Consider the following 24,121-nt stretch of genomic DNA (forward strand, 5'->3'; position numbering starts at 1 on the left):
TGCTAAAAAACATGATACCAGAAAATGTAGCGAATCTAACTGCAATTTATGCAGCAACACTATCAACATTTCTATTTTTACGAGAAATATGGAAAATGCAGCCAAAATTCGATATTAGCCATTTTTTTACGGGTAATCCAGAGGAAGATGATGTCATAACTATTTATAATAAGTCAAACAGGACTGTGTTTATTAAGCAATTTTCAATAGTGAAGAATGGTAAAGATGTAGATTTAGGCAACGAAGCAGATTTTTATATTATTCGTATTCAACCCCATGATATTTATAGTATTAAGATATCTCAATATTATAAATTTAGTATAAAAGGAGAAGTTTATCTCGCTTTAAATCTAATTGGTAAAAAAAAACCTGTAAAAATTAGAATATAAAAATTCCCCACCTAACAGTGGGGAATTTTTTTTAATAAATTGATTTAAGTAGACTTTCAAATTTGATTATTATTTTAGGGGCAATTTTAATCATTAATTGCCCAGCATTTTGGGATCCAGATGGAGAAAAATAAATGCCATTGTTGGTGGTATGAACACTTATATATTCTTTAAGATTCCCTTTTTCTATATTTATCACCTCTTTGATTATGTTAGCATCTGTCATACCTAAGGAAAGGTCAATTGTATCTAGATCCTTTTGCTCATGGGCAAGATTTATTAAATCATTCATCTGAGAATAATTTCCATTAAACAGTTTAAATAGTTTAACAAGGCTATCGCCAATTGTATATACTTGTTCAAATTCATTAATTGATTTTGCTAATGCATCAAAATCAGTTTTTAGGTTGCCTTTGCCCCCAACTGCTATTTGAATACTTCTAAAGCTTAATTCTAATTGTGCAGAATTGTTTGCGGAAATTGCATTTAAGTTAGTTAGTGGCATAGGTAATGATGAAGGGACTATATTACTATGACAAACAGGAATAGCTGGTATTTCTGGCCCACCGTTTTGAATACTTAATGAATTTCTAATCCATATAGCTCCTAGCTCAAAATTGATCCAGTTCCTTTTAACTGATTTAGGGCTAATCAAATAAATAGCACCTACACACTCTAATAGACTATCCTCAATACGTTTCAAAAAATTAGCTCCTGGTGTAATTGACTCCCCATCAGAAGATACGAAAACCTCAACGAATCCACTGAATTCCTCTACAATTGCTTTTTTGATAATAAGTGCTAATTCTTTTTCATCATGAATATGTGATAAAAATATTTTTGCCATATAGTTGTATATTTAGTTTTTAGTCGCAAATATGACAAAATTTATTTTATTTCATTACGGTTTCCCGTAGAGTTATTACTATAGTACCACCGTATATTTACGGTGTTTGTATTTGATACGATCAAACAGTACAAGAAAGTTTTTTTAATGTCCTCCCTTTGGGGAGGGTTTTTGGTTTGCAGGAATTCGTAGTGTAAATTTAATTCTATCTGATAACAACAAATCCTGAAAATTTATTTGAAGAATTGAGCGTTAGCGTATCTGTGATTGATGGAATATAAGAAGATAATGTAGGAACTCCTTTTATTAATCTGTAAATCTGAACCTTTGCTTTGTCTATGTTATTTCCTAAGTTAATATCTAACTTTAAAGTATATCCCCCATTAATTGGTACCCAATGTTCTAATGTAAATTCGAATATCATGTTAACAATTTTTAAGGTTGCGAAAATACAAATAATTTACATACTTATATTATGGATTATATCATAAAATTCTAAATTTTTGCATATTTAAATTAAATATAACACTGTATTTGATGTGAGAATGATTTTTATTTTTTCCCTTGTTGGGGAGTTTTTATTTCAGTGGGTAATTATTATTTTTTCATTTCGAATATATACCTAAATCTGAATATGCAACTAAGGTTTTCCATAGTATTATGAATTGATCTTCCGAATTAACTATCAAGTCTGTAAATAAATTCCTCAATCTCAGCCTGTCTGGCATTCGCAAAACCTCTATCAGTGCCGATTTTGACAAATCCACATTTTTCTAAAACTTTCTGTGAACCAAAATTATCGAAAGCAACACGTCCGAAAATAGGCCTGGTCTTCTCTATGATAAGAAAATCTTTCAATGCTTTTGTGGCAACACCTTTTCCCCAGAAATCTTTATTAATCCAATAAGTGATTTCAGCATCACCTTCCATCATAAATTTTGCAACGCTTCCCGCAATCTCATTACCGATAATAATAGTCTGATTATTAACGGTAGGATTATTCAGCAATCTGGTGTATTTGGCCAGATAAGCTTCTTTATTTTCAGAATCCTGTGATGTAAATGCTGCCAGATGACTGGCTTCCTGGTCAAGCTGAAATTCAAAGAGACTATTTAAATCATCAACAGTTGTTGGGCGGAGAGTTATTTTATAGGTAATATCGTCCATTTTGTAAATTGAGCAGTTTTTTCAAATGTAATTAAATATTATGATGAGGAAACAAATTTTAGATGTTGTATTTAGTATTTCAGAAGTACCGAAACCATAAAGTTTAATACAGACTTAACGTTGAGGTGACGTTAATACAAATAGAATCCGGTAGTTTCGTAAGCAATTGACGAACTTTTAATAAGGCGTACTATACTTAAAAACAAACCATGATTCAAAAACAAATATTAGGATGTTTGCTTATGCTTACATTAGCAAGCATTGGATGTCAGAATAATGAAATTGCCGCTTCACCCGAAGAAGAACTTCCATTGAAAATGAATGCAGGTAGAGCAGCCACAGATACCAGTGTTGATGCTTACGTAGATACCAGTAACTATATTAGTTCAGGCTTTAACTTTTTAAATCCAGCCCAGATTAATAAAAATAGGCAGGCTATTGGTGGAAATACTTACACCGAAGTTTACGGATTCAATATACCGGAAGAAAACAGAGTAAGAGGAATCCGTTGGAATACCGATGATGAAACTACCTCTATCTGGCGGCCGCAGGGAATTGCAGGATTTACCAAAGATGGCGTTCGTTATCTGCTGGTGAGCTGGTATGCAAAAGATGATGCCGAATACAAAGGCTCCCGTATTACTCTGATTGACATCAGCCCGAGTTCAAGCACTTACTTAACGTATCGGCATATCCTTCTGGTACAGCCCGATATTCCTGCCAATATCACAAACTATACCCAATATGGCTCTTATGCTCCTTTAAAAGTACATGCCGGCGGTATTGCCTATTTTAAAGGAAAAATATATCTCAGCAGTACCAATCTTGGAGTCAGAATATTCGATCTGGATAAAATTATCGAGGTGGGTACAGGTGATACTACCAACGACAAATGCGGTAAAGATGCCAACGGGAATTTATTTGCTTTCAATTATCGGTATATATTGCCTCAAACAGGATATCAGAAGATTAATAATGCCGGCCCTTTCTCCACAATACAGGTCAATGATGAAGGAAACCAGCTTTGGACCGGCCAATACTATGCAGGAAGTGCTGATGCTTCCATTGTTCCTAAAGTTTTTGGTTTTCCTGTTGATGCTAACGGAATGCTTCAGAGTTCAGGGATTGTTAGCGTAGCTCCCAAGAATAGTCTTTTTGCCGATAATCATGCTCATGGCATTCAGGGAGTATTCAGAAAAGGAAACAGAACATGGCTTTCGTGTACCGGATCTCCAAGCAATTCTTATGGTTCCAATGCCAGGCTGGCAAGATATACCGATGGAGCTGATGATACCGTCCGCTACCGATGGCCGTATGGAGCAGAATCTCTCTATTATGAATCTCAATATGGTTATCTATGGAGCCTTACGGAATATGAGCCCAATGCCGGAGCCCAAAATGGCAGCCAGGTTAACCGCTGTATTTTTGCTGTGGATTTTTCGAAGTATGAATAGGAGAGATCTGGATTAACATATTATTAAGCTTTGAAAATTATATGGTTTTGTTTTTAAGTTCTTTATATTTTGATCGGCCTACAGGTAGTATCTCGCCGGTTTTAAGCAATACACTATAACGTGTTCCGGTGTTCACAAGCATTTTTTCAACCTGCAGAAAGTTTACCAGATAGGATTTGTGAATCCGTTCAAATTGATCAGGAAGAAGCTGATGTAATAATTCAAGAGATTTATCATGCAGTTCAGTCCGTCCGTTATTAAGATGCAGTTCGGTATATATTCCGGCCCCTTTGATATAAATTACTTCCGCTATATTGATGAGCCGTACCTGCCCCGCCTTCTTTACGGCCAGGTATTTGAGATCTTCTTCAGCCTTTACAGCAGGGCTGACAAACCGGGTCAAGGCTTTAAAAAATCTTTCCTGATCAAAAGGTTTAGGAACAAAATCGAGTACACCATACGCAAATGCGGTGATTGCTTTATCAATATTGGCAGAAACAATAATCGTATGAAAAGAAGCAGCTACCATATGTTCCAATACTTCAAACCCATTATCTCCATTGAGATTAAGATCAAGTAACAGAAGATCAGGAAGCTGGATTGCCATCTGATCAAGACCTCTCTGCAAAGAATCACAAATAGTAATCTCAACAGATGTACTGGCAAAAAATTCAATTGTCATACGCTCGAGACGACGTGCAATCCTGGCCTCGTCTTCTATAATCAGAATATTCATGGTCTTAAAATATGAATTGTAGATATCCATCCATTTTCAACAGGAGCTGACTCGAATGTCCAGTTGTGTCCGTAACTTTCAGTGAGCCTTGCTTTTATATATTTAAAGCCATTTCCTCCGGATCGGCTTGTCAGTACCTTCCGGTTTTTTGCAAATGTTTCAAAAGTATATTGATGGGTCTTCTCTTTTAAACTATAAGAAAGTACAAATTTAACGGTATTTCCGGGAAGAGGTTCACTGTGGGTTATACCATTCTCCAGTAAGGTATGGATAATAGCCGGGGGAATCAATTGTTTTTCATCTATCCCAATTTCTTCCCATTGATAATTGATTTCCTTGCGAAAACCCATTATTGATATATGTTGCCGGCAGAGCTCCAGTTCTTTTGTAATGGGAATCTGAGCCAGTTCGGAAATCTCGTTCATGATATCAAATTCTTTAGCCAACGCTTGTATAAACCGGGAACCTTCTTTAGGGGATTCTTCTACCCAATCCATCATGGAGGTAAGGGTATTTCTTAAAAAATGAGGTTGAATATTCTTTTTAAGCAATTCCAGTTGTAGCCTTGAAGAAAGCATTACTGCATTTTGGTGCTCCACTTCAATAACACTAGCACGGATAGAATGAAGATAGAGCATGCTCAGCACTATGACTGTAAAGCTGATGAATAAACCATAATCATAAAGTACAAACTTATTAATTAAAGCACTGATTATAAGTGCTGACAAAGCAATAAAACCTCCTTTTTCTTTTTGAATAATACCACTAAAGACTACAATGAAAGAAGCGATCAGCATCGCTAAACTATACAGACGGGCGGTAAGATCATAAGATTTGTAATTGAGAATATAAAGTGATAATAGTGCTATAACCAACAGAACCATCAGCCATTTTCCTCTTTTAAAATTAAACTGAATGATAAAGTATAAAGGAACCAGCAATGCATTGGCAAAGGTCAGCCAGCCGATGATTTCAAGACGTATATAAAAATCAGGGTATGGAATAAAAACATGAAACTTCAGATATTCCATAATCAGCAAAGCAAAAAAGAGAAAACAAATAGAAGCAAAGATCAGAATATCCCATTGTCTGCGTTTACTGTTCAGATAAAGAAAGAAATAATAGACTGCTGCAATAAGAAAAGCTCCGGCCATCAGGTTCATATACGACATTGTCACTAAAGGCTTTGTTAATAAGGTCGTATAACTGTTCATCTTAAAACCTATAGTTCGTTGTATATCCGGTAGAAATGATTGGGAGGTGCGCAAAGCCACGGTGTGAAAACCGGGAGTAGTAAGTTGGTCGGGAACCCTGTAATAACTGCTTTCAGTGCCCGGAATTTCAGGCTTTCCATTTTGGGGAAGTTGCCCATTCCGGCCGATCAGTATCCCATCCCAATAGACTTCGAAAGAACCAAAAGATTGAATCTGGACCCCGAGAGGTTTTAACTCTTCTTCTACCTGACGCAGTTCAAAATGTGTTCTCGACCAAAATATCTTGTCTGCAGTATTTCCTCTGGTCTGAGACCAGTCTTTGTCATCATAATCTTTAGATGCCCATGTTATATTATCCCCCATTTTATAAAGAGGTATTGGATCTTCAGTACGAATAATAGGTGTTGTCAGTATACTGAGTAAGGTCAATAAGAATAACAATTTGTACATAATGTAAATATACAAGGTAATTTCTAAAGATTTATGGCTGTTCAGAAGCTCTTGGAGTCGTTCAAATGTTTTTACCAATAGCTAGCTTATCTGTAATTTAAATTTACATCATGAAACTATTAGCAACCATTATCCTGATTCTTATAACCGGCCCATTTGCTTTTGCGCAGAATGGTCATATAACCGGCATTATTCATGAAAATCCAACAACTGCTGTACCTTATGTAACAGTTACATTAAAAGGAAGCGCTGAGTCCCCCGTTGCAGTCGGGATTTCAGATCCTAAAGGTCTATTTCGGCTGGAAAGTATTCCTGCAGGACATTATACAATCAGTTATCATCTGATCGGTTTTCAGGCAGTTACCCAATCTGTACAGGTAAAGCCTAATGAAAGTGCCAATATGGGAACAATAATTTTAGAACCTGATACGAAACTTTTGCAGGAAGTGTCTGTAAAAGCACAGCGGTCATCAGTCAGTTTAAAACTTGATAAGAAGGTTTTTGAAGTAGGCAAAGATGTTCTTTCACAATCTGGAGCCGTTACTGATCTACTTAATATTGTTCCTTCCGTAAGTGTGAGTCCCGGTGGAACAATAAGCCTGCGTGGCAACAGCAGTGTATTGGTACTCATTGATGGAAGACGTACAGGCTTAACCCAAAGTAACGCTCTGGAACAGCTTCCTGCTGACCAGGTGGAACGGGTAGAAGTAATTACCAATCCATCCTCCCGGTTCGATGCGGCTGGTTCAGCGGGAATTATCAATATTATTCTTAAAAAGAATAAAAAAGCAGGTTTCAGTGGACAAATGCGTCTGGTGGGAGGTATTCCCAACGAAACTCGTATAAGCCCCAGTTTAAATTATAAATCAAATAAAGTTAATCTGTTTGCGACGTATGGTCTCCGGTTTTCAGATTATGTGGGTCTATATACGATGCAGCAATCTACAGGGCTTTCCGGTACTCCGGTTTATCTGAACCGACGTCAGGATGAAGACCGCCATGATGATGCCAGACTTCTTTATATTGGTGGTGATTTCCAGATTAATGAGCACAATACCATTACTGCAGCTTTTTTGCGAAATTCAACTAATGACCATGACAAAACACGGCTCAACTATCTGTATTCAGGAAAAAATAATGTTATTGACAGCAGTTTAAGCAGAACTGGTGAATCATGGGAAAAACGAAGCTATAACCAGCTTGAGTTCAACTATACCAAGACTTTCAAGAGGCCGGGTAAAAAATTGACGGTAGATATGCAGTACGATTTCTGGGACAGTGATAAAGACTGGAATCTATCAACTGCAAAGATACTACCCGTTACAACGAATCTGCCAATGATCAGGACCAGTTCTTTCGGGAAAAGTAAAGACCTGATGATTAAAACGGATATGGTACAGCCACTAGACAGTACCTCTACACTGGAATTTGGTTTAAAAATGGAAGACCGAAGAGTGAACAGTGATTTTATAGCAGAACAAGAGAATCCGGCGGGCTGGGGAGTTATCGATCAGATTGATAATCATCTTTTATATAAAGAACTGATTGGAAGTGCTTATATACAGTTTTCAGGAAAAACCGGAGCTTTTGGTTATCAGGCCGGGCTGCGCGGTGAGTTAACGCATATCGGCATTGAAGACCGTACAGGCAGCTACTCTAATCAAAAAGATTATAACAGATTGTTTCCAACATTAAATATCAGTTATCGCTTTAATACAACTGCTAATCTGCAGGCCAGCTATAGCAAGCGTATCAACAGGCCGCGGCTGTGGATGCTTTATCCATTTAATGAACTTACGGATCTGACTACCCGTTCTGTGGGTAATCCGGACCTTAATCCGTCTTACGCCAATGTCTTTGAATTTGCCTTCCTCAAAAACTGGAAAACGCTTACTTTAAATCCTTCTCTTTATTATCAGCGTAATAACGGTGTCATAGAGGATTATACTTTCAGAGATAACAAAGGTTTATTCATCACCATGCCGGTAAATATTGATAAAGAAACACGTACTGGTTTTGAACTCTCTATACTTTATAATCCTTTTAAATGGTTACAGGCAAACGCTGAGCTCAATGTATTTCACTATAAAGAACAGGGCAGTTATCAAAATCAAAATTTTGACTTTTCGGGGAATACTCTTACAGCACGTTTAAGTTCTCAGCTAAAATTAAAGAATAAACTTTCTTTTCAGGCTGTTTATAATTTTCAAGGTGCTAATGCTACAGCGCAAACCCGATCAGATGCGGTGCATGGGATCGATTTTGGAGGCAGTAAAACCTTTTTGAAAGATAAAGCAACGATTACTTTTGATGTAAGTAACCTTTTTGGACTCCGAAAGTTTAGCACCAGAACCGCTGGAGCAGGGTATGAAATTAATCAAACCAGTATTCCTAATGCAGCACGATATCGATTGACATTAGTATACCGTTTTAATCAGAAGGACAATCAGTCAGTGCGGCAAGCTAAAAGCGGCAACAGAGATTAGCATGAATGGATTTTACAGCCATAAAAAAGACCTCTTTGATAAGGAGGTCTTTTCTATTTTCGGTATATTCATTATTTTCCGGTTTCTTTTTTAATCTTCAGAAGCATTTCCCTGGCATTTTGCTGAGTTGGATCTAATTCTAAGACCTTTGAATAGTCCTCTTTTGACAATTGATATTCTTTTTTATTCAAGTAAGCTTCGCCGCGGCTGTCGTAAACATTGGCCGATTTTGGAAATTCATAAACATTTAAGTTGAAAATTTTAATGGCCGAATCTATATTTCCGCTCCTTAAAAATTCATACCCAAGATTGTTGAGTTCATTTTCATCTGAGAAATTATAATTATTAGGGAGAGTGTTTTTGAGCTTTTTGTAGAGTGCAATTCCTTTGTCGATATTCTTTTCACATTCCTTTCTGATCGTTAAAGCAATTGATTCTTTCATCGGTTCCAAAGGATAGTTTTTCCATTGATTCAAACTTGCAATGCTGGAAACTATTTCCTCCACAAGCTTCATATTGCTGCCGTTGGTCATTACAATAATCCCGTTTCCATCTTCCAGACTTCCTACATAATGACAGGTAAAGCCTTCGTTTCTTCCGCTATGTCCGAAATATTTTGTGCCTTTGAAATCATTTAAAAATACGCCGAGATTATTTTCTATTCTTTTTGCCGACATTTCTTTAGACAAAACTTTGTTTGATTTCCCTAATAATGACAGCTGTGTTTCGATGATATATTGTGCTAAATCTGTTGGATTGGTCCATAAACCGGCAGGTGCTTTTTCCGGATAGATATGATACTTTCCGGTTACTTCTTTTCCGTTAACATAGGCCGCTGCAAACAAAGCTTCTTTATCTTTTGAAGGTGGCTGGTTAAAAGAACTGCTGTTCATTCCCAAAGGAACCAAAACATTTTTCAGCATATAATCTTCATACTTTTCGCCGGTAGTATTTTCAAGGATTAATTGAGAAATTACCGTTCCGCCGCCGGAATATTCAAACTTAGAACCAGGTTCAAAAATAGACCGAACCGCATTCGAATTGGCAGGTGCCGTACCATTAAGAATTTCTATAATTGTAGGCAGCTTTTCCCCTTTTTCGTATCCGCCAAAACCTCCTACAGACAAACCTCCGGTATGGCTCAGTAAGTTGGCGATGGAAATTTTCTTCCCTTTTGATACCGCATCATCATATGGGAATTTCCAGGTTTTTAAATAATTATTAATGTCATCATTCAAACCTAGCTTGCCTTCCTGTACCAGTTTTAAAATCCCAAGACTATTAATAGATTTGCTGATTGATGCTGCCTGAAAAAGTGTTTGGGTAGTTGCTGGCCTGTTTTCAGAAATATCAGCAAAACCATAGGCTTTTACCCATTCTACTTTATAATTTTTAATGACGGCTATACTTACAGCATTGGCATTGTAGAGAGCCATTCTTTCTTTCAAAGACCATTTTTTAGTTTTTAATTGATCCCAATAATTCAGATTAGATTCAAATAGTTTTATTTTATCGTTTACGCTTTGTGCAAACATGTTGAATGATAGGGATATAAGGAAGGCTAAGGTTAGTTTTTTCATTTCCTGATGGATAAGTTTTCTATTTTCAGAAGCATTTCTTTGGCATTGGTGTTTTCAGGATTTAATTCCAATGATTTTTGATAATTTTCCTTTGACAGTTCGGTTTGTCCATTATTAAAATATCCTTCTGCCAAACTATCAAATGCGTTGAATGATTTTGGATTTTCCTGTACATTGAATTCAAATACTTTGATAGCCTTGGTTAAACGATCGCTGTTCATTAAAGTGTAGGCAATGTTGAGCAGCGTATCTTCAAAATTGATGGCAGGGTTTCTATTTTTTACTACATGATAAGTTTGTATTGCTTTGGTATAATTATTTTCGAAAAAAGCATTGGTGATTTCTTCCTCAGCCCATAACTTTTTATCGATCAGTTTTTCATCAACAATTCCTGCGATATGATCGACTGCTTTTTCTTCCATATGAAAATATTTATATCCGTTCGAAAGAAATATGATGGTTAAATCTTCACTTGGGAATTTTCTAAATGCAGTCATGTAACCGCCAGTAAAGCCCAGAGAATTAATATTGTTGGTCGAGTATTCGCTCCAGCCATACAGAAACTTGTCTTTTTTATTTTTAAACTCAAATTGCTTCCACATTAGATTTTTTGTTTCCTGATTTAAGAGTTGATTGGTATCCAATCTTTCGTTCCAGGCTATAAATTCTTTCAGTGTCATATTCAATCCACTTCCTGAATTATGAATTTTACCATGATCAGCATTAAATCTTTCGTATTTTTTCTTTTTAAAATCAAACACATGATGAACCACTCTTCCAGGAATAAATTCTGAAGCATTTGCTGAAAAAACCACTCCTTTTTTCACATTCGGAAATTGATTTTTCAACACATTCTCTTCATATGAAGAACCTGTTATTTTTTCAATAATTTTTGTGAGTAAGCAATAATTGGTTTGATTGTAACTGTAATGATCTCCCATTTCAAACTCTATCGGTTTTTTGTACAATCTTGTCCATTTCTCGTGTTCCTCTAAAGAATAGGGGATGTCTTCAAATTTTACAATATCCGGCAGGCCTGAAGAATGGGTTACTAAATTTTTGATGGTAACATTCTGCCATTCTTTAGGCAGATCAAATAAATAGTTGGAAATTTTGTCTTCTAAGGACAATTTATTTTTCTCAATAAGTTGAAAAACAGCAACCGTTGTAATTAATTTAGTTGCAGAATATAACCTGAAAATACTATTTCTATCAACGATTGTATTTTCCTTGATGGAACTTTTTCCAAAATATTGCTCATAGATGACTTTTCCATTTTTAATCACTGCCACTGAAGCGCCTGGAATTTTATTAACTTCAATTGTTTCTTTTAGATAATGATCTATTTTTTTTTGTAAGTCATTTTGTGAAGTTTTTACGTTTTGTGCAAAACTATTCAGCGATAAAAATAGGAGGATGATCAAATGTATTTTGTTCATGTGTAAAGAAATGATTCTAGGGTTATTTTATAGGCCTAAGTTAATAATAAAAACAACTGGAGAAATGGCAGTATTACATTGAGGTATGGAATTTTAGAATGTCTGTATACTTCACTTCTTTAACAGGTCTTCTATTTTCAGAAGCATTTCTTTTGCGTTATCATTATTTGGGTTCAGTTCCAGTGTTTTCTGATAATTCTTTTTAGACTCAGGATATTCCTTTCTTATATAATAAATTTCTCCGCGGGTATCATACACGTTAAAAGAATTCGGAAATTCTGATACCGCATAATCAATGACCTTAAGGGCAGCATCTGTATTATTTTCACTTAAAAATTTGTAGGCTAATTTGTTCAGTTCATTTTCAAAACCATTGAAATTGTAGGAATCAAATTTATTCTTTTTAATATCTTTTAAATAAAGAATTCCGTCTTCAACCGATGATGATTTCATTTTGCTGTATACTTCATAAATCACAAGGGGCTTTGGTAAGCTGAGTTTATCGTTATATAAAACATTAAAAATATCATCAATAACTGCTTCCAATTGTCCGCCTCTTTTTCCTGCTCTGGTATTATCAAGCAGAACCACATATATTTTATCCTCCGGAATTCTGGCGATATTACATGAAAAACCATTGATACCGCCACTGTGAACCATTGTGGTAATCTCTTTTCCGGACTTCAGAAAATCAGAATGTTTCTGAATCACCAATCCATTGGCATATCCATTTAAATGAGGCGTAAAATAGATCTTCTTGTTTTCATCATTCAATAAAGTATTTCCGTATAAGGCTGTGTCCCATTTGTACATATCATTTGCTGTGCTGTACATTGCGCCTGCTGCAAAAACTGCTGTTTTCATATTGATATAATCAGTTTTCTGGTAACCGTCATAATCGAAATCATAACCCTGGGCATAGTTTGAAATGATTTGTTTGGGATCTTCAATGCCTGTGTTTTTCATCCCGATGACATCAAATATCTTTTCTTTTAAAACGTCTTCATAGGATTTGTTAGTGATGGCTTCAATAATCAATCCCAATAAATAATAGCCGGTATTGCAATAACTTTGTTTGGTTCCGGGTTCAAATCCCAGTGTATCTTTGAAATATTTGACCGCAAAGTCTTTGTTGGAGGAGTTTTCGAAAACCATTTTCGTTTTGAAATCAGGGAAGTCTGTGTAATTGGGTAATCCTGAAGTATGGGCAAGAAGATGCTGAATGGTTAATTTATCTCCGATAGATTTATTGTACCAGGGCAAATACTTGCTTATTTTATCATCAAGGTTGATCTTGCCTTCTTGTTTGAGCTGCATAATCAACATTCCTGTAAACTGTTTTGTAATAGAACCTATCCTGAATTTAGTATCAGAAGCTGCATCAATATTCCATCCCATATCGGCTTTTCCGTAATTTTTCTTCAGGATGATTTTACCATGTTGAGCAACCAGTGCGCTTCCGTTAAAAAGGTTAAACTGATGATATTTTTCAAGAATCAGGTTGATTTTTTCCATTTTTCCTTGATTTAACCTTGTTTTCTGAGCGAAAACAGTTAAGGATAAAAATAGAAGTATGATTATATTGATCTTTTTCATGTTTTAAATATGGTTTGTTTATTTTGTGGTTACTCTTTCTATTTTCAGAAGCATTTCTTTTGCATTTTCATTCTGAGGGCTTAATTTCAATGACTTTTCATAATATTTCTTTGAAATCTCATATTTCCCTATCGTAAAATATCCTTCACCCAAACTGTCAAAAGCATCACCGGAGTCTGGATTTTGCTTTGTATTGAGTTCAAAAACTTTAATGGCATCATCAATTCTATGATTTTTCATCAACGCATAACCAATACTATTTAACCTCCTTTCAAAATTCCATCCTGGATTTTCATTTTTGATTTTCAGATAATTTTTCTCAGCGTTCTGATAAGGAATGTTAAGGAAATCAGAAGTGATTTTCTCATCTGATAAAAGATAATGATCAGCCAAATTTTGATCAACCATTCCGGCAATATGATTAATAACCTGATCCTGAACATCAAAATAGCGATATCCGTTTGATAAAAAAATGATGGTCATATCCTGAGACGGGAATTTTCGGAAAGCCGTTACATTTCCGCCGCTAAATCCATAGGAATTATTTTTATTGAGGGGATATTCTGCCCAGCCATAGAGAAAATGATCTTTTTTGTTCTTAAATTCGAAGGGAGTCCACATCATTTGTATGGTTTCCTTTTTCAGTAATTCATTTTTATCCAATCTATCATTCCATTGGATTAATTCTGAAAGGCTTAGATTCAATCCGTTTCCTGAATGAGCTCTTATCCCATCATTTCCGATGTTTCGTACATATTGATCTGTTTGATTATCATAATCATATTTGTAGGCTCTGTTTTTAATGAATTCGCCTCTGTCAGAAGAAAATACGACACCTGTTTTTGCCAGAGGAAATTGATGGTCTACAATATAATCATCAAATGATTTTCCTGTTATCTTTTCAATAATTATAGTGAGAAGCCAATAATTGGTCTGATTATACCGGAATTGGTTTCCCGTTTCAAACTGCATGGGTTTCTGTGATAGTTTTTGTAGTTTTTCATCATCTGAAAGGGTAGGAGGAATATCCTCAAATCTGACAACATCTGGTATTCCTGATGAATGTGTAAGTAGGTTTTTAATAGTAACCTTTTCCCATTCGCCGGGAAAATGGTCTATATATTTTGATACAGGATCATTAAGATTCAATTTATTTTTTTCAATCAATTGAAATACCCCCACAGTCGATATTAATTTTGTGGTAGAAAAAATACCGAATAAGGTATTCTTATTGACAGAAGATTCAGGGGCTAAGGATGCTTTTCCATAATAGCCTTCATATATAATCTTTCCATTTTTGATAACGGCTGCTGCCAGACCCGGGATCTGATTGTCTGATCGTACTTGCCGTAAATAGGCATCAATGTTTTGCCTTAAATCATCTTTTGAATTCTTCAATTTCTGGGAAAAACCACCAATTGATAACAACAGAAAATAGACAAACAGGATATTTTTCATACTCATTAATTGTTGTATAATTTTTCTGCAAATATGCTTCAGATGGTGTAAATACGCGACCGATTAAAAAAAGTCGAACGCATTTTCCGGATAAAATTCGTATTAAACTGAACTTTTCCTAAAATCGGTTGGTGTTTTTCCTGTATACTTTTTGAAAGAGGTATTGAATGATGATTTGGAATTGAAACCTACCTGATATAAAATTTCCAGAACAGTCAGATCTTTTTGCTGTGGATTTTTTAATATTTCCATCGCTTTTTCAATTCTGTATTCATTCACAAAATCAAAAAAATGTTTATCCATATAAGAATTAATCAAAGCTGATAAATCCTTAGCCGGGATATTGAATTGTTCTGCCAGTTCCTGAACGGTTAAAGAAGGATTAAGATATGGCTGCCGGGTTATCATGAAATTTTTTAATTCTTTGATCTGATTATTTTTTTCATCATCCGCAGAAATCTGAACTTTAGGTTTGGGGGCAGTCTCTTTAATTAATGTTAATTGAGAATGTACCCCGCGGAAAAAATCAGGATTATTCAATGCGATTAATAAATACCAGGAAGTGGAAAGTAAAAATGTAAATGCATCCAGTGTAATAATCCAATCCCGGACTTCCCCAAAACCGATGGTATAAGTAACTCCTCTTCTTAAAAGAACAAGTAAATGTAAAAGATAATATACAATGGTGATCAGATATAATGCTTTAATTAAGGAAAGATTGGGATCTGTATAATTTTCAAAATAAATAGTTTTGGATCTCCTCAAAAGTAAAAAAGCAGCGATAAAGTACACCTGAAATAGTGATTCGAAAAGGATTTCAAAGTAATGAATTTCCGGCATTCTATTCATATGTTCTAAAAAATACTGCTTTACAGGCGTGGTTGCTAAATAAAAACCGGGAACTAAAACCAGATTAAAACTAAGAAATGGTGCCAGATGCCATAAATGCTTCGTTTTTAATTTAAAGTCTGAAAAGCAGATAGACTGAACATAGAGAAAAAATAATGCTGGAACCAATAAAGCAACAGACCATCGGAAAGCTTCCAGATTCATATACATTTCCGGTACGTCATGAATTAAATATTTGCTTGTATCTACTGCATTGGCAATCAGAAAGAAACCAAAAAGACGGTTTCCAAGTCTATGTTTTGTTTTTACAGTAAATAAAAACAAAGCCAGAAAAAGTACCACAAAAATTCCGATAAAAGCAATGATATTCAAAAAACTGTATTGGTCCATAGTTTTTAAAAACGAAAAACAAATTTAATATTTATTTGATTAAAACATTGAACTTTTGCTTGTAATATGGTTGTTAGTATATATCTTGAAAGTAAATACATCCTTGCTTAAAATAAAATATCCAAAGTCGAGGAGACTTCGGAGATTGGAAATCCGGAGATTTTATGATGAGGCTGATGAATTATTATTGGAAATTCCCGATGTTATTAGGACCCTTGTCAAGGTTTAAAACCTTGACAAGGGTCTTTTACCAGATTAAGACAGAAAACTTTCATTTGTCTTACTGAAATTTCTGTTTTTCTAATACCCCGTTTTTATATACTTCAGTATAGATCAATTGTCCTTTTTTCCTTGTGTTAATAATAGGTTCTCCTGTCTCTTCATTATATTTTTGTAGTAATTTATAGAACTTCCATGTTCCAACGGGTAATCCATTTTTATACTCTGCTTCCAGATAAGTATAGGGATCCGTAAATTCCGGATATTGTTGTAAATCTATAAAACTATTGGGTTTGGTTTCTATCCATCTTCCTTCTTTTTTGTGGTCTTTTACCATTCCCTGTTCTTCATCGTTTTTATATAAACCATCACGATCAAAGTACCTGGAAAATTTTCCGGAAGGCAGAACCTGATATTTATATAAAGGTTTTAAGGTAAAAGGACTTTCGCTAAATTCATAGTCCTGTAAAGAAATGATGTGATTTTTATCAATATTAAACAAGGTATACTCGGCAAATCCCATTTCTCCCTCATGACGAAGGTAGAGTCTCTTCATGTCAATAGGTTTATTGCCTTTGGTTGAAATTAAATATATCTTTTCAATAAACGGTTCGGCATAACGAACAGTATTATAAACCGCCATAAAGTACAATGAATAGTCTCCATAACACAGATAATCAGATGAAATTTTAATCTGGTCATATTTTTCATTGATATTTTTGCTGAATGGAAATGGTACACCATATTCTTCAGGAAGTATCACAAAATCTTTTTGAATTACTTTATTAAATTGTAGCGAGTTGATTTCCTTTAATTTATTTTCATTCTGTATGATAGGTAGAGCCGTATCAGCGGTTGTCCGTTTTGAAAGATCCGAATATCCGAATGGAAGACTTACGCAGTTGCCTGTATTAGAGGAATTGGATCCTTTATCCGTTGAGTGTGCTTCTGTGTTTGTGGCCTTATTTTCTGTTTGAGCCTTACTGTAGCAGGAAAAAAGGAAAAATAAAACCGTAAAACAAGCGATATTAATTTTAGGCATAGATGTCTGATATTGGGGTGAAACCATGAATATGCAAGTGATTATTATGTCTTGGAGTCGCGGTATGAGTGGTGTGGGGCAAACGTGTACTGGCATTGTCTGCTGTACTGGCGTTTGAGGTGTTCGAAAAATTCTCTGACCGGCCTAATATAAACCCAAAATCAAAAAGAATATTGCGAAGAATGACCTCATTATCATAATCGAAATTCGCTGCGGTAAGAATGGTATTGACTCCATCTTGCTGAGTTGTTAATAAATTCAAATCTCCTGCTTCTCCGTTCACGTGTTCCGCACTGGGATAACACGAAGCATCGGAATAAGAGAATCCCTGAGATACAATATAATGATTGTGCCCTTCCTGTCTGAATTGTGCTAATGCTCCTAAAAAGCCCGCGAATAAATCCGGCTGAATGCTTCTTCTTCTGGTATGCTGAAATCCATACCGGATGATAACACCATTCTGATTATAATTGAATGCTTCAAAAATCTGTGCTCCTACACCTGCATTCGCTAAAATATCCATATCAACCAACTCAACATTTCCCTGTTGATTGGCATACCATTTATCGGTGGCTCCATCACCGAGGGTTCCGTTAGAATAAACCAATAGCTGGTGGGCATCTATCTGCTCTCCGGCAGCTCTGTTTGCTGTGAAATCTATGGTTTGCAAAAGATCTCCTCTTTGGGCCAGCGGTGGAATTGTATTAACCCTTCTTTTTCGGGTGACACTTTCTTTAATTCTGGAACAAATCCTGTGCTCAGTATCGTTTTGGTCGTAATAGAAATAAATAACGTCAGTAGAATGATTATTCAGGACTTTCTGAATTCTTCCTCTTCCTCCGGTATTATTCACGGCTAAGGTATTGTAAGTATTATTTCCATGATGAATGGTATATATATTTTTATTAACCACTCTGAACCTTCCCCGGTCGTCATTTAAGAAAATACCCGCACCGTTGATTTCTTCCTGTCCATCTCCATAGGCACAGGGATTATTGTCTGTTCTTTCTACCACCACTTCCAGATTAATACTGCCGTCTGCCAGTCTTTCGGTCCATTCATCAAAAACAGCTCTACCATCAGGTCTGAGTTGCAGCTTAATAATAGCTTTATTGGCATAGTCACCTAAATTACTGTAATGAGCATGGCTTCCATCTCTATTGTTAAGCGCATCGAGGTTTCCTACCTGTACTGTAAACAATCTCTGGGCTTCATATCGGTCAGGAGATACAAAACGCATGAGTTGTAATGTCTCTGTGTTTTGCGTCATGGTATCTGATGAAGGTCTTATTACTACATCTATACTCAAAGCTGCCATATTGCTGGTCTCTATGATGAGGTATACCGTTTTTCCTAATATGGAGTCGTAAGGAATAGCTTGATTCTGATGGTCCTGCTGTACGTGAGCAGAATCAATTTTTGTGAAACTGACTCTTGTCCCGTCGTCTGTTGTTACTTTCTTAGCAAAATAAACATCACTGATACGCTGTAATGAGTCATCCGGAGTATCCGGAGCCAGCGGACCATTTAAGGTTTGTGTTTGTCCGGAGTCTGTTATGGTAATGCGTGTTGCCATAAGATTTTTCTTTTTTTAATACAGGATTTTTGATATTTTCTGAGAAGGGCTATCTTCAATTTTATGTTCCTTCAATGAGGTAAAGCTCAGGCATTCGAATAATAAAAATATACAACCGCATAGTATAAACGTGTGCTTAACTTATCATTCAACTGGTTTTGTATTTCTTCAATCCATCCTGTTTTTTTATAATTCTTCATGACTTATTTCTTTTATATGATAGATGATTTTCTTTTGGTAGTTTTCTCCCAGGGAAAATTCTATGGTAAGTTTATGTTCTAAAACTTCTTTGGTAACAAAATCTAATAACATTTGTCCCTTATATTTGTCGAGTTTCGGAACATCTGTTTCACGGTTATAAACTATTTTCTTTCTGTTCATTTCTCCATAAAACATTTCCCAGTTTTTATCTGAAGGAATATTGCCGGTGTACTGTAATAGCAATAATTCATCATCATAACGTATGGCTTCAGTTTGTACACTTTCATCAATATCTATTATGGTATTGGTCATAAAATTATTGTAGCGCACGCTTTGTCTCATCTGGTTCTCCCGATCATGCCTTCCATACAATTTATGAAGGATCATTCCAAAATGAATATTTTTAAGAAAATCCTTACTCACCAGATTTTCATTCTGGTAAAATGTTTTTAAATACTGAAAAAAATCTTCTGCCTGCTTACCAACATAAGTGCGGGAAAGTCTTTCCGCCACTTTTTCCACCTTATTCTGAAGTGTTGACAATCCATGAATGTTTTTTAAAAGACCATACTCATCTGTAATAAGCACTACATCATTATTGATCTCAGCTATTCTGTCTAAAAAATCTTTTTCGGATAATGAGAGTTCCTTATCCCGATGAACTCTGTCAAAAATTTCGATATGATATTCAAATCTTTCTGTCTCTAAACGTTTCAGGGTAACATGGAAGACTTTGTTGATTTCTTTTCTATGAGTTTTTCCATAAATGGTGGTATATTCATTATAGGTATACCGATAAAATTTCTTTCCTTCGAGAAGGTTTAATTTAACATGTATGGGAAATGTGAGCTCCATAATTTTTCACTCATTATTTTACTTAAAAACCACTTTCCCATCAGTGGAAACCCACTGGTTTTTTTTGTTCCATGATCCGTCACAATCCTGTTGCATTTGTTTAACTATTTTTGCTTTTTTCAGATCAATAATAGCACATGTATAGTTTTCATGCAAGGTACTGTCTTTAGCACTTTCATGCACATATTCTTTGATGATGCCATCTACTACTACATACTTTGCATTAGGTGATAGTCTGAAAAAGAGCTCACTTCCGGTTCCTTTAAATTCACTTCCTTTACCTACTTTCATTCTCTTCTTTTTATTAATGATATGGAGATTATACCATAGTTTCATCGGGCTGTTATAGGAAGCATAATACAATGATAAAGTATCATTTAAAGCAATTAAGGTGTCTTTTTTTACCTTTTTATTCTGCACATCATGATGTTTTTGGGAAACAACGTTTCCACAGGTAATACAAACGATCAGAATCATTAGGGTAGTTATATATTGTTTCATGATGATAAATTTGAATTTTTTTCCATTTTTTCATACCGTTTATCCATATCGGTACCTCTTCTTTTATTTCCGTAATCATCAAGAATTTCCTGTTCATATTTACCATGCATATCTCCCCATTCACCAGGATTTCTTGATAGCTTTTCTAGTTTTTCACCTTCTTTTTTGGTTTTATTTTCTTTGGCTGTGTTGGCATCTTTTTGGGCAAAGAAACGGTCTAGTGCAGCCCCGAAATCGTCTTTTACAAATCCAGGCCTGTTAATGTGATGATCCAGTACAGTGGCTTTACCCAATTTTGATTGCAAATAGTCTGACAATTTGTATGAATAGCCCGTAGGAGTTAATGGAAGTACTTCTTCTTTTAATCTTTTAATAAAATCCAGCACTTGTTTTTCCTGAAATACTTTATCAATAACGGCATTTACGATGGGTTGCAGAGGCTTACATTCTACTGTTTTTCCAAATAAGGATTCTTTACAGTTTTCTCTGATTTTGTTGGATAATGTATTTCCTGTAATTTTTTCTGATTTAGAATCTGCAGGATCTTTATAATACAAGATACCAGCGTCTACCGTCCATCCGCATGATACAAATAATTCGTCATATTTTTCAGGATGCTGAGCTTTAAATTCTTCAACCTGTGTGGTAAATTCACCTTTTCCGGTATGATCTACTGTTTTCTGCATGGCTCCTGCCGTTAATATCATCTGCTCACCCGAAAGGTCCCAGTCATAAGATTGAACAGAATCTAATTTGCCTTCATTTTCAGACATTCCCACCAAAATAGCCTTTTCTTCAGCCGTAATTTTCTTTTCTTCAATCAATGTATCCCAATCGGAATAATTTTCAAGTTTCTTCGATCCCCAGTAGGCAGGGCCATATTTTTTACTATATCGGGTACAGGTTATATCATAATTGTTTCCGCAATTACAATATCTGATCTCAAACCTTTCATTGTCTTTATTTAAAAACTCATGTGTCTCATCCGGAAATTTCACTTCATCCTCGGTTCCGGTTACTTCAGCTTTAAAATATAAGAAGGCATTTCTATCGTCTCTTTTATTAAACTTATCGATCAGTTTTTTTAAATCTTCATCACTTTTGGGACGCATCGTTATTTCTTTTGCATACACCAGTGTTCCATTGATCGTGAATTCTATTTTGCTTTTCTCTTCTTCACCATCCAAAAACTTGACAGGGTTGTCATAGATATTTTCCTCATTTTTCAATTTATTTTCATGGATCTCAACGGAGAGCTTTCCACTTGCTCCTTCACAGTTGGCTACCACCCATACTTTCTTTTTAATGGTGGTGCTGTTGATTCTTTCAAAATCAAAATCCGGGCTGCCATCAGCTTTTTTTGCCTGTACTTCCTCTTGCCAGGTAATTTTTACCTCTTGTTTTGCTTTTAATCTTACAGAGTCCTCTTTATCGGCCTGAATGTTTTTTCTTCCCTTTTTCTCATATTTCTTTTTTACATCAGATACCAGACCTCCGCTTTGGACCATATAAGTTTCTTCTTTCGTTTCCCAGGTCATCATAGGAATTTGTTTGGCAAAATATATTTTTACTACATTCACCTCATGATCCACCTGTGGTGTCGGCATATCAAAAGTCCTTTGATTGGGGTTTGCAGTATAATTATCTTTTTCTTGTACTTCACTCATACCGTTTTATTTTGTGATGATTAGTAAAAGTTACTTTATTTATTTACTTTGTTTCCAGGGGGGTTATAAGGTAATATTTAAGCTGGCTAATGACTAGTGGTATTTTCTCTCTAATAAATGTTAAAGTAATTACTTCCGATCTCATTTTTAGTTCAATTTTCCAATGAGGTAATTTCTTATTCTGAAACTTAAAATGTAATTCAATAATAATATCAGTAAAATGTAATAGCTGCTAATGTTTAAGACGTAGTACATTAATGGTATTAGTAATAATAATGAACCTCCAAATAATAAAAAATCTATAATGTAGTATTTACTTTTATAGGGTTTAATAGGTTTAACAAATAAAATACTTACAAATAACTGTACTAATATTAAAGGGAATACATTAGTAAAAGAACCTAGCTTATTTTCTATTCTCAATATTCTATCATAGTTTTGTTGGTTTATTTTCTGAACCTCTGAAAATTCACTGCGAGAATCTGGAGTTTCTGATTTTGTAAAATAAAATTTAGTAGTGGGGTATGTTAAAACAAATTCTTTATCACTAAATTCATATCCTTTGTCGATAACCCCTGTGAATAAAAGTATTATTACAAACAGGAAGCTTTCTATAAATATTTTAATTTTTATCATGGTTTTTTCTTTTCTAATATTTTACGCCAACCGTCCATTCTAGCCATTGTTAAATTTCCCGGGCAATATCTTTCATCTGTTCCTGCTGAAGCGGCTATTTCCATATGACCACCTACATGATCAATTTTATATAATTGATCTAAATGTATACATAATCTTAGTACAGCTTTTTCCATAGCATCAGTAATATAATCGTCTCCATCTTTTTCTTCTCTATTTATTTTTATTTTCCCCCAAAAGCCTTTATCCACACCTGCATTGTCTGTGCTTAAGTCGCCCAATAATACTATTCCTATTTTTCCTGTATTTGCTAAATCTACATGAGCTCCTTTAATATTAATAGGCCTTCCTTCATAAATTTTCCCATTTTTATCTACAGCAAAATGATATCCGATATCTGCTTTACCCTTATCATCCATGTGTTCATTTTGTATCTCATTTACCGTAGGAAAATGTTTTGCATTTCCCGAATGATGAATTACAATAGTCGTATAATATTCGTCAAGTGGAACTTTAAGTAATTCGTATGAATACTTACCTCCTGTCTGAGGAGGGCGAGCGCCCCAGTCTTTTCTTGGAATAATATTGATTTTTTTTATTTTAACTTTTACATATAACTTTTCATTTGGTTTTTGTAAATATGCAAATACTTTAAATTCAGAATTATAGCAATTTTTATCTCCAACGTATAAATTAAGATACTCTCCTCTGTCTTTTAGTTCTTGTATATCATTATTTCCATAATTAATATTCCAATCTACAGATTTTTTATCCTCCATTGATGGTGGATATTGATATTCAGTAACTTTAAACTTCGCTGTATCAAACAAATCTATTTCATAATTTGTAGTTCTTTCAAAGTTTTTAATAATGTTTTTTCTTGATGGTTGACTATTAGGTGTTAAAATTCTCTCCACCTTCGGGATAGGTGTAGCTGTAGCAGCATTAAATTCAGGATCACAATTGATAAAAGACTCTTTTACTAAAGCTGTTTGTTCCTGTATAATTGTAGTTCCCAGATTTTGCCAGGGGCTTAATTTTATAACGCTCATACAGGGTGGGGGAGACATCTTTCTTGCCGGCCATTTAGGATGCCCGCAAGTTCCTTTAAATTGAAGGTTGACCATGTTATTTCCATCACCCTTTGTTGCAAATGGCTGATCCTGAAGATTTATTTCGTTAGAGGTCACTTTCAGCTCTCCGGGTGCTTGTGCATAAGGGCATTTCAACTTGGCACCATGCATTACCAATTCTCTTTTTTCTAATGGAGAATCTTCGCTGGCTTTTTGCTGTTGCTCAGCTCGTTTTTCAGAAAGCTTTTGATCATGTGCTGAAGTATTCTGATCTTCCATGGGTTACTATTTTGGAT

Annotated in this window: 20 protein-coding genes; 3 read left to right on the forward strand and 17 right to left on the reverse strand. The window is 35.0% G+C overall.

The genetic code is table 11. The annotated features are described in order from the left end of the window. The first annotated feature begins 11 nt into the window (after window positions 1-11). Window positions 12-389 carry a hypothetical protein gene (locus F3J23_RS14570; protein WP_167030416.1) on the forward strand — a complete coding sequence of 126 codons (378 nt, stop codon included), beginning with the start codon at window positions 12-14 and terminating at the stop codon, window positions 387-389. A gap of 31 nt (window positions 390-420) precedes the next feature. On the opposite strand, the gene F3J23_RS14575 is transcribed toward F3J23_RS14570, so the two are convergent. From F3J23_RS14575 to F3J23_RS14585, 3 genes are all read right to left on the reverse strand, one after another. After that, a complete protein-coding gene (locus tag F3J23_RS14575; protein WP_167030419.1) occupies window positions 421-1,236 on the reverse strand; it encodes a toll/interleukin-1 receptor domain-containing protein in 816 nt (271 codons plus the stop codon). Window positions 1,237-1,441: 205 nt separating this feature from the next. Further along, window positions 1,442-1,660, reverse strand: a complete 219-nt coding sequence (locus F3J23_RS14580) for a hypothetical protein (RefSeq protein WP_167030422.1) — start codon at window positions 1,658-1,660, stop codon at window positions 1,442-1,444. A gap of 254 nt (window positions 1,661-1,914) precedes the next feature. After that, the gene (locus F3J23_RS14585; RefSeq protein WP_167030425.1) at window positions 1,915-2,403 is read right to left on the reverse strand and encodes a GNAT family N-acetyltransferase; all 489 of its coding nucleotides are present in this window, start codon (window positions 2,401-2,403) and stop codon (window positions 1,915-1,917) included. A 209-nt stretch (window positions 2,404-2,612) separates the two neighbouring features. On the opposite strand from F3J23_RS14585, the gene F3J23_RS14590 reads away from it, so the two are divergent. Beyond that, complete coding sequence (locus F3J23_RS14590; RefSeq protein WP_167030428.1) at window positions 2,613-3,857, forward strand: hypothetical protein; 1,245 nt, start codon at window positions 2,613-2,615, stop codon at window positions 3,855-3,857. A 37-nt stretch (window positions 3,858-3,894) separates the two neighbouring features. On the opposite strand, the gene F3J23_RS14595 is transcribed toward F3J23_RS14590, so the two are convergent. Then, window positions 3,895-4,593: a LytR/AlgR family response regulator transcription factor gene (locus F3J23_RS14595; RefSeq protein ID WP_167030431.1), complete on the reverse strand. Its 699-nt coding sequence runs from the start codon at window positions 4,591-4,593 to the stop codon at window positions 3,895-3,897. Beyond that, window positions 4,590-6,170, reverse strand: a complete 1,581-nt coding sequence (locus F3J23_RS14600) for a histidine kinase (RefSeq protein WP_228455344.1) — start codon at window positions 6,168-6,170, stop codon at window positions 4,590-4,592. The genes F3J23_RS14595 and F3J23_RS14600 overlap by 4 nt, the downstream gene beginning before the upstream one ends. 197 nt (window positions 6,171-6,367) lie before the next feature. Between F3J23_RS14600 and F3J23_RS14605 the strand changes: the two genes are divergently transcribed. Continuing rightward, complete coding sequence (locus F3J23_RS14605) at window positions 6,368-8,743, forward strand: outer membrane beta-barrel family protein (protein ID WP_167030437.1); 2,376 nt, start codon at window positions 6,368-6,370, stop codon at window positions 8,741-8,743. A gap of 71 nt (window positions 8,744-8,814) precedes the next feature. On the opposite strand, the gene F3J23_RS14610 is transcribed toward F3J23_RS14605, so the two are convergent. The 12 genes from F3J23_RS14610 to F3J23_RS14665 all read right to left on the reverse strand — a co-directional run bounded on the left by F3J23_RS14610 (window position 8,815) and on the right by F3J23_RS14665 (window position 24,104). After that, window positions 8,815-10,323: a serine hydrolase gene (locus F3J23_RS14610; RefSeq protein ID WP_167030440.1), complete on the reverse strand. Its 1,509-nt coding sequence runs from the start codon at window positions 10,321-10,323 to the stop codon at window positions 8,815-8,817. Then, window positions 10,320-11,762 (reverse strand): serine hydrolase domain-containing protein, encoded by a 1,443-nt coding sequence (locus F3J23_RS14615; RefSeq protein ID WP_167030444.1) that lies wholly within the window; start codon window positions 11,760-11,762, stop codon window positions 10,320-10,322. Before F3J23_RS14615 ends, F3J23_RS14610 begins: the two co-directional genes overlap by 4 nt. A 111-nt stretch (window positions 11,763-11,873) precedes the next feature. After that, window positions 11,874-13,277, reverse strand: a complete 1,404-nt coding sequence (locus tag F3J23_RS14620; RefSeq protein WP_228455345.1) for a serine hydrolase domain-containing protein — start codon at window positions 13,275-13,277, stop codon at window positions 11,874-11,876. 99 nt (window positions 13,278-13,376) lie between these two features. Further along, on the reverse strand, window positions 13,377-14,816 hold the full coding sequence (locus tag F3J23_RS14625) for a serine hydrolase (RefSeq protein WP_167030450.1): 1,440 nt from the start codon (window positions 14,814-14,816) through the stop codon (window positions 13,377-13,379). 102 nt (window positions 14,817-14,918) lie between these two features. Next, a complete protein-coding gene (locus tag F3J23_RS14630) occupies window positions 14,919-16,055 on the reverse strand; it encodes a helix-turn-helix domain-containing protein (RefSeq protein WP_167030453.1) in 1,137 nt (378 codons plus the stop codon). Between the two features lie 280 nt (window positions 16,056-16,335). After that, window positions 16,336-17,316 (reverse strand): hypothetical protein, encoded by a 981-nt coding sequence (locus F3J23_RS14635; protein ID WP_167030456.1) that lies wholly within the window; start codon window positions 17,314-17,316, stop codon window positions 16,336-16,338. Beyond that, complete coding sequence (locus tag F3J23_RS14640; protein WP_167030459.1) at window positions 17,309-18,892, reverse strand: hypothetical protein; 1,584 nt, start codon at window positions 18,890-18,892, stop codon at window positions 17,309-17,311. The genes F3J23_RS14635 and F3J23_RS14640 overlap by 8 nt, the downstream gene beginning before the upstream one ends. Before the next feature lie 186 nt (window positions 18,893-19,078). Beyond that, complete coding sequence (locus F3J23_RS14645; RefSeq protein ID WP_167030462.1) at window positions 19,079-19,948, reverse strand: hypothetical protein; 870 nt, start codon at window positions 19,946-19,948, stop codon at window positions 19,079-19,081. Between the two features lie 18 nt (window positions 19,949-19,966). Beyond that, window positions 19,967-20,449 carry a hypothetical protein gene (locus F3J23_RS14650; protein ID WP_167030465.1) on the reverse strand — a complete coding sequence of 161 codons (483 nt, stop codon included), beginning with the start codon at window positions 20,447-20,449 and terminating at the stop codon, window positions 19,967-19,969. After that, complete coding sequence (locus F3J23_RS14655; protein ID WP_167030468.1) at window positions 20,446-22,116, reverse strand: hypothetical protein; 1,671 nt, start codon at window positions 22,114-22,116, stop codon at window positions 20,446-20,448. Before F3J23_RS14655 ends, F3J23_RS14650 begins: the two co-directional genes overlap by 4 nt. Before the next feature lie 147 nt (window positions 22,117-22,263). Then, a complete protein-coding gene (locus F3J23_RS14660; RefSeq protein WP_167030471.1) occupies window positions 22,264-22,752 on the reverse strand; it encodes a hypothetical protein in 489 nt (162 codons plus the stop codon). Further along, window positions 22,749-24,104 carry a PAAR-like protein gene (locus tag F3J23_RS14665; protein ID WP_167030474.1) on the reverse strand — a complete coding sequence of 452 codons (1,356 nt, stop codon included), beginning with the start codon at window positions 24,102-24,104 and terminating at the stop codon, window positions 22,749-22,751. Before F3J23_RS14665 ends, F3J23_RS14660 begins: the two co-directional genes overlap by 4 nt. Between the last annotated feature and the right edge of the window lie 17 nt (window positions 24,105-24,121).

The sequence above is a fragment of the Chryseobacterium sp. Tr-659 genome, from assembly GCF_011752975.1.
Taxonomy (GTDB): domain Bacteria; phylum Bacteroidota; class Bacteroidia; order Flavobacteriales; family Weeksellaceae; genus Chryseobacterium.